Source organism: Paracoccus sp. (in: a-proteobacteria), assembly GCF_046462195.1.
Taxonomy (GTDB): Bacteria; Pseudomonadota; Alphaproteobacteria; order Rhodobacterales; family Rhodobacteraceae; genus Paracoccus.
The window spans coordinates 1-6,106 of sequence record NZ_JBKGUN010000258.1 but is presented as its reverse complement, the minus strand read 5'-3'; the positions used below and the strand labels follow the sequence as shown (position 1 = coordinate 6,106).

Sequence of the window (6,106 nt, the reverse complement as noted above, 5' to 3'; positions counted from 1 at the left end):
CGCCGCTGCCGGGGGATCCCGACATCACGAGGGCCTTCAACCGGCATCAGCGCGGGGACAAGGGTCTGGGCCCGGCATTGGGCCCTGACGCCGCCGATCGGGCTGCCGCAATTTTCCGCCGGCTGGGTTTTCACGTCTCGCTTGCAGACAGTCCCTGGCACATCCGGGGCGAGGGCGGAGGACTCCAGCCGGTCCTGCTGCAGGGGATCGCCGCCGCCGCGCTGGAAGCGGGGATGCCCATGGCGCTTGATTGGCTGCAGGATCGCGTCAGGATGGTGGCTGACAGTCACTGCCGGATCGGGCATGTCGATCTTCTGGCGCTGCCCCGGCAAAGCCCCGCACCATGACATCACAGGAGAGGACGACGATGCACGCAGCCCAAGTCACGGCCCGGGTCTGGGACCGCGTTCTTTCGGTCCGCAACGGAACCGCCTGTGCCTGCTGCGGACGTTTTGGCGCAGCCGAACGTGCTGCGTTAGAGTTGTACGGTCCCGTCGCACGACGGGACATGGGGCCGGTGACGGTGGCCCAGATCGGGCAGTCGCTCGATGGCCGCATCGCAACCCTGTCGGGCGATGCGCGCGATGTGTCGGGTCCTGATGGGCTGACGCATCTGCACCGCTTGCGCGCCTTGGTGAACGGCGTCGTCATCGGCGTCAGAACCGCCATCCATGACAAGCCTCGCCTGACGGTGCGCCTGTGCAGCGGGTCCGACCCGGCACGTGTCGTCATCGACCCGCATGCGCGGCTGCCTGATGACGCCCTTGTCCTTCGCTCCGATGGCACGCGGCGCATCCTTGTGCAGGGCGTGGACCGGCCCCGCGCGCCGGGGGTCGAGGTGCTGCGCCTGCCTGCCCGAAACGGCAGGCTGGACCCGGCGGCCATTCTGGAAGGGTTGCGCGGGATGGGGCTGGAAACGCTGCTGATCGAAGGGGGCGGCCTGACGATCACGGGCTTTCTCGAGGCGGGGCTGCTGGACCGGCTTCATGTGGCCATCGCGCCGTTGATCATCGGGGCCGGCCCCCAAGGGCTGACCACGATGGCGCCGGTGCAGCGGCTGGCGGATGCGATCCGTCCCCAGACACGCGTCTTTGCCCTTGGCAGCGACATTGTGTTCGACTGCGCCCTTGGTGCGATGGCACTGCGCGCAGCCCAGCCCGTGCATCGCCGTCCGCCCCTGACGCGGGTCGGCGCGGCCTGCTGACCGCGCCGGACGGCAGGTTTCAGACCAGCCCGCGCCCCTTCAGCAACGGCTCGATCCCCGGCATGCGGTTGCGGAATGCCATCCACAGCTGGTCGGCCGGGGCCGAGCCTCCGCGCGACAGGATCGTCCGTTCCAGCCGTTGCGCCGTTTCCGGATGGAAGATGTCGCCCGCCTCGGTGAAGGCCGCAAAGGCATCCGCGTCCATGACCTCGGACCACATGTAGCTGTAATAACCGCTGGCATAGCTGTCGCCTGCAAAGACATGGGCGAAATGGGGCGTCGCATGTCGCATCGGAATGGCTGCGGGCGCATCCAGTGCCTGCAGCACATGGTCCTGCCGCGCCATGGGATCGGCCGGCGGCTCGCCCCTGTGAAAGGCCAGATCGACCAGCGCGCTTTCCAGATATTCCATTGTCGAGAAACCGGCATCGGCCTTGCCTGCGGCCAGCAACCGGTCACGCAGGTCGGCGGGCAGCAGCTCGCCGGTCCGGTGATGGCGCGCATGGGCATCCAGCACCACGGGTTGTTCCAGCCAGTGCTCGTAAAGCTGGCTGGGCAGCTCGACAAAGTCCTGTGCCACGGAGGTTCCCGAGATCGAGGGCCATGTCACGTCCGACAGGATGTGATGCGTCGCGTGGCCGAATTCGTGAAACAGCGTGCGCGCGTCGTCCCATGACAGGAAGGCGGGTGCCCCGGCCTGTTCGGGGGGTGTGAAGTTGCAGACATTGACCACGATGGGACGCTGCCCTTCACCGATCTTGTGCTGCATCTGCAGGGCCGAACACCACGCCCCCGAGCGCTTGGAGGGACGCGCGAAATAATCGCCGACAAAGATCGCCATCAGCCGCCCGCCCCGCGTCACCCGCCACGCACGCACGTCGGGTGCCCACAAGGGCGCGGCAAAGGGCTGGAACTCCAGCCCGAACAAGCGTTGCGCCACGTCGAAGACTGCGCCCAGCATCGCATCCAGCGTCAGGTAAGGGGCGATCTGACCCGCGTCGACCTGGTGGTCCTGCTGGCGCAGCCGTTCCGCGTACAAGCGCCAGTCCCAAGCCTCCAGGGGGCCGTTCACGCCATCGTCGCGCAGCATCCGGGTCAGCCGGGCCTCGTCTTCGGCCGCGCGCGCCCGGGCGGCGGTCCAGACCTGCGACAGCAGATCCTCGACCCTTTCGGCCGATCCTGCCATCTGCGTTTCCAGCTTCCACGAGGCGAAATCGGGATGGCCCAGCAGCCGGGCACGTTCGTGGCGCAGGGACAGGATCTCGTGCACCAGCGGAAGGTTGTCGGTCGCCTCGCCGCCTGCACCCTTGCCGGACCCGCGGGCGGTCCAGGCGCGAAAGGCGGTTTCGCGCAGCGTGCGGTCCCGGGCATGTTCCAGAAAAGGCACGATCAGCGATCGGTTCAGCGTGACGACCTGCCCTTCGATGCCACGTTCGCGGGCGGCAGCACGCATGGAGCGGACCAGCCAGTCAGGCAGGCCTTCCAGCCGGTCGTCGGGGACGGGCAGGACATAGTCACGCTCGTCCGTCAGCACGTTCTGGGTGAACTGCGTGGTCAGCACGGCCAGCCGTGCCCGGATCGCGGCCAACCGGTCGCGTTCGGCCTGGTCCAGCCCCGCGCCTGCCCGCGTCAGGTCGCGCAGCGCCAGTTCGGTGATGCGCGCATCCTCGGGTGCAAGGCCCGAGCCCCCTTCGGCCACTGTTTTCACCCGTGCATAGAGCCGGGGGTCCATGCTGATCCGGCTGCCGTAATCGGCCAGGCGAGGGGCAAAATCCCGCTGCAGCGCTTGTCGCGCATCGTTCGAATCGACGCCCGCCAGCGTGTAGAAAATAGACAGGACGCGGTTCAGCCCTTCGTCGGCGACCTCCATCGCGGCAATCGTGTTGGCAAAGGTGGCCGGTTCGGGATTGACGGCGATCGCCTCGTGCGCGGCCTCGGCTGCGGCCAGTTCGCGGTCAAAGGCCGTGGCGAAATCCGTATCCGCGATCAGGTCAAAGCGCGGCAGCCCTTCCGGGCCGGTCCAGTGGGTCAGCTGTCGGTTCATCGGGACCTCCTTGATGGCCTCAACCTAATGACGCCGTTCGCCTTCCGCCAGAGCACCGGCGCATACCGGGCAGGCCGGATCGCGCTCGGTGGCGATCATGCGGCTTTCGCCGTAAAGGCCGTCGAACAGCATCATCCGGCCGCGCAGCCCCTGCCCCGCCCCGGTCAGGTGCTTGATCGCCTCCAGCGCCATCATGCTGCCGATGATCCCAGGCAGGGCGCCGACCACGCCCGCCTCGGCACAGGGCGCATCCCGCTCGGGGGCGTGGGGAAACAGGCAGGCCATGCAGGGCCCACCGCGCGAGGGGTCGAACAGGGTCACCTGCCCTTCCCATTGGCCGATCGCACCCCAGATCAGCGGCACGCCCGCCTCGAGGCAGGCGCGGTTGGTGGCGGCCCGCCCTGCAAAACTGTCGGTGCCGTCGATGACCAGATCATGGCCTGCGATCACGTCATGATCGTCCTGCCCGATGCGGCGGATCAGGGGGGTCACTTCGACATGGGGGTTCAGCTTCAGCATGGCCTCGGCCGCGGCATAGGCCTTGGGTTCTCCCCTCAGGTCGTTGCGGAAGATCACCTGGCGCTGCAGGTTCGACAGGCTGACCGTGTCGTCATCGGCGAGTGTCACATGCCCCACGCCCGCCGCCGCCAGGTAAAGGCACAAGGGCGAACCAAGGCCACCGGCCCCGACGACCAGCACCCGCGCCTCGCGCAGCCGCATCTGGCCGGGGCCGCCAATCTGATGCAGGACCAGATGGCGGGCATAGCGTTCCAGCTCGGCTTCGGAAAGGCCCTTGTCGGGAGAGGGTGGCGGATCGGCCACGGGCACGGCGCCCCGGCGCAGCCGCGCCAGCAGGCGGCGGTACCCGATGGCCAGCGCGACAATGGCGCCCAAGACCAGCCATCCTGCCGCATTGCCGCCCACAGCCCGGGCAGGCCCGCTGCCGGGCATCGTCAACTGCAGGATGATCGTTCCCAACCACAGGACGCCGATCATCGTCAGCGTCACATGCCGCGGCGCACGCAGGACGCGTCCCAGAATCAGCAGCCCGATCATCAGCCACAATCCCAGCATCAGCCTTTTCCCCCGGTACCCGTCGAGCCAAAGCCACCGGATCCACGGACCGTGCCGGGCAGCGCCTCGACCAGCGCGAAACGGGCCTGCGGCGCGGGGGCCACGACCATCTGGGCAATGCGGTCCCCGTGACCGACGGTGAAGGCTGCGTCACCCAGATTGATCAGGATCACGCCCAAAGGCCCGCGATAATCGCAATCGATGGTACCCGGCGCATTGGCGACCGTGATGCCGAAACGCAGCGCCAGTCCCGAGCGGGGGCGGATCTGCACCTCCCAGCCTTCGGGAATGGCCAGTGCCAGACCCGTGGGGATCAGGGCACGACCCAGCGGCGGCAGGATGATCCCTGCGGTTCGCTGTTCGGCCGGCAGGTTCGCGCACAGGTCCGCGCCTGCCGCGCCGGGTGTCTGGTACCGGGGCAAGGGCAGTGCGGGATCACCTTGAGGCAGGCGCATCAGTCGGATGAAAGGAGCATCGGTCATGGTGCATCCTTGCAACGCAAAAGGCCGCGCGGCAATGCCTGCGCGGCCCTTCGGGCGTCCGTCACCTGCGCCGGATCAGCGCGGGGCGATCATCATGACCATCTGCCGGCCTTCCAGCTTGGGCATCGATTCGACCTTACCAGCCTCGCCCACGTCGTCGCGAACGCGGTTCAGCAGTTCCAGCCCCAGATCCTGATGGGCCATCTCGCGGCCGCGGAAGCGCAGGGTCACCTTGACCTTATCGCCGCCTTCCAGGAACTTGAGCACGCTTCGCATCTTGACATCGTAGTCGTGGCTGTCGGTCCCGGGACGGAACTTGATTTCCTTGACCTCGATGATCTTCTGCTTCTTGCGGGCCTCGGCCTCGCGTTTCTGCTGTTCATACTTGAACTTGCCGAGGTCCATGACCTTGCAGACCGGAGGGGCTGCGTTCGGCGAAATCTCGACCAGGTCCAACCCTGCGTCCTGCGCCATCTGAAGCCCGACAGAGGGCGGCACGACACCGACATTCTCTCCATCAGCGCCGATTAGGCGGATCTCGGCCACGCGGATGCGTTCGTTGACGCGGGGGCCGGTGTCACGGGTGGGCGGTGCATTATGCGGTCGACGGGCTATGGCGATGCTCCTTTGATGGCCAAGGCGGAAGTGGACAGAAAATAAGGCCAGCGACCAATGATTTCAACCGAATTTGATGGGGGACCCCCTCAAATCGGCAACGGGCGTCGGTTTCCTGCGTTTCGGCACCCGGGCGGCGGGTTTTCTGCACCCCAAGCCTGTGCCATAGAAGAACCGGGGCAGGAAATTTCAGATCACAGGTGCCGGATGTCCAGAATATTGCCGATCATGGTCGTTGTCGTGCTGGTTGCGGCCGGCGGCTGGTACTGGGTGCAAGGCAACCAGACCCCCGAAACCTCTGCCGCCCTGACCGGGCCGCTGCCCGACACGCCCGCAGGCGATGCCGCCCGCTTGGCGGACGAGGCCGCGACCAGCGCCGGGGACGCCGCCGACACGGCCGCCGAAGCCGCACAGGACACCGCGCCGGTCACCACACCTGACAGCCGGAGCGCAGCCGACGCCGCAGCCGATGCCGCAGCCGACGCCGCAGCCATTGCTGCGGATGCCGCCGCCGAGGCCGCCCGTGCCTCGACCGAAACCGGCGCCGCCCCCGCCAACGAGGCCGCCGACGCAGCCGAAGCGGCGGCCGAGGCGGCCATCGACGCCGCGGACCGCGCCGCCGCGGCAGCCTCGGGAATTGCCGCCCGTGCCGTTTCCCTGCCCCCCGCCCAAGCGGCCACCGAAGCC

Annotated in this window: 5 protein-coding genes and 2 pseudogenes; 3 read left to right on the top strand and 4 right to left on the bottom strand. The window is 67.8% G+C overall.

What is annotated here, in order from left to right:
- Both ACLHHB_RS15830 and ACLHHB_RS15825 read left to right on the top strand, forming a co-directional pair.
- Positions 1–347 (top strand): annotated as a pseudogene (locus ACLHHB_RS15830) (class I SAM-dependent methyltransferase); the annotation flags it as partial.
- 20 nt (positions 348–367) lie between these two features.
- A complete protein-coding gene (locus ACLHHB_RS15825; protein ID WP_410219243.1) occupies positions 368–1,204 on the top strand; it encodes a RibD family protein in 837 nt (278 codons plus the stop codon).
- A 19-nt stretch (positions 1,205–1,223) separates the two neighbouring features.
- On the opposite strand, the gene ACLHHB_RS15820 is transcribed toward ACLHHB_RS15825, so the two are convergent.
- The 4 genes from ACLHHB_RS15820 to infC form a co-directional block, all read right to left on the bottom strand.
- Positions 1,224–3,248: a M3 family metallopeptidase gene (locus tag ACLHHB_RS15820; RefSeq protein ID WP_410219242.1), complete on the bottom strand. Its 2,025-nt coding sequence runs from the start codon at positions 3,246–3,248 to the stop codon at positions 1,224–1,226.
- A gap of 24 nt (positions 3,249–3,272) precedes the next feature.
- Positions 3,273–4,322, bottom strand: a complete 1,050-nt coding sequence (locus tag ACLHHB_RS15815; RefSeq protein WP_410219241.1) for a HesA/MoeB/ThiF family protein — start codon at positions 4,320–4,322, stop codon at positions 3,273–3,275.
- Positions 4,322–4,804, bottom strand: coding sequence for a dUTP diphosphatase (gene dut / locus ACLHHB_RS15810; protein WP_410219240.1), 483 nt, complete (start codon positions 4,802–4,804; stop codon positions 4,322–4,324). Before dut ends, ACLHHB_RS15815 begins: the two co-directional genes overlap by 1 nt.
- Before the next feature lie 75 nt (positions 4,805–4,879).
- Positions 4,880–5,419 (bottom strand): translation initiation factor IF-3, encoded by a 540-nt coding sequence (gene infC, locus ACLHHB_RS15805; RefSeq protein ID WP_410219244.1) that lies wholly within the window; start codon positions 5,417–5,419, stop codon positions 4,880–4,882.
- 207 nt (positions 5,420–5,626) lie between these two features.
- On the opposite strand from infC, the pseudogene ACLHHB_RS15800 reads away from it, so the two are divergent.
- Positions 5,627–6,106: pseudogene (locus ACLHHB_RS15800) on the top strand (hypothetical protein); the annotation flags it as partial.

Coding starts and splice junctions, on each gene's coding strand:
- ACLHHB_RS15825 (WP_410219243.1), top strand. CDS start 368: ATGCACGCAGCCCAAGTCACGGCCCGGGTCTGGGACCGCGTTCTTTCG.
- dut (WP_410219240.1), bottom strand. CDS start 4,804: ATGACCGATGCTCCTTTCATCCGACTGATGCGCCTGCCTCAAGGTGAT.
- ACLHHB_RS15820 (WP_410219242.1), bottom strand. CDS start 3,248: ATGAACCGACAGCTGACCCACTGGACCGGCCCGGAAGGGCTGCCGCGC.
- ACLHHB_RS15815 (WP_410219241.1), bottom strand. CDS start 4,322: ATGCTGGGATTGTGGCTGATGATCGGGCTGCTGATTCTGGGACGCGTC.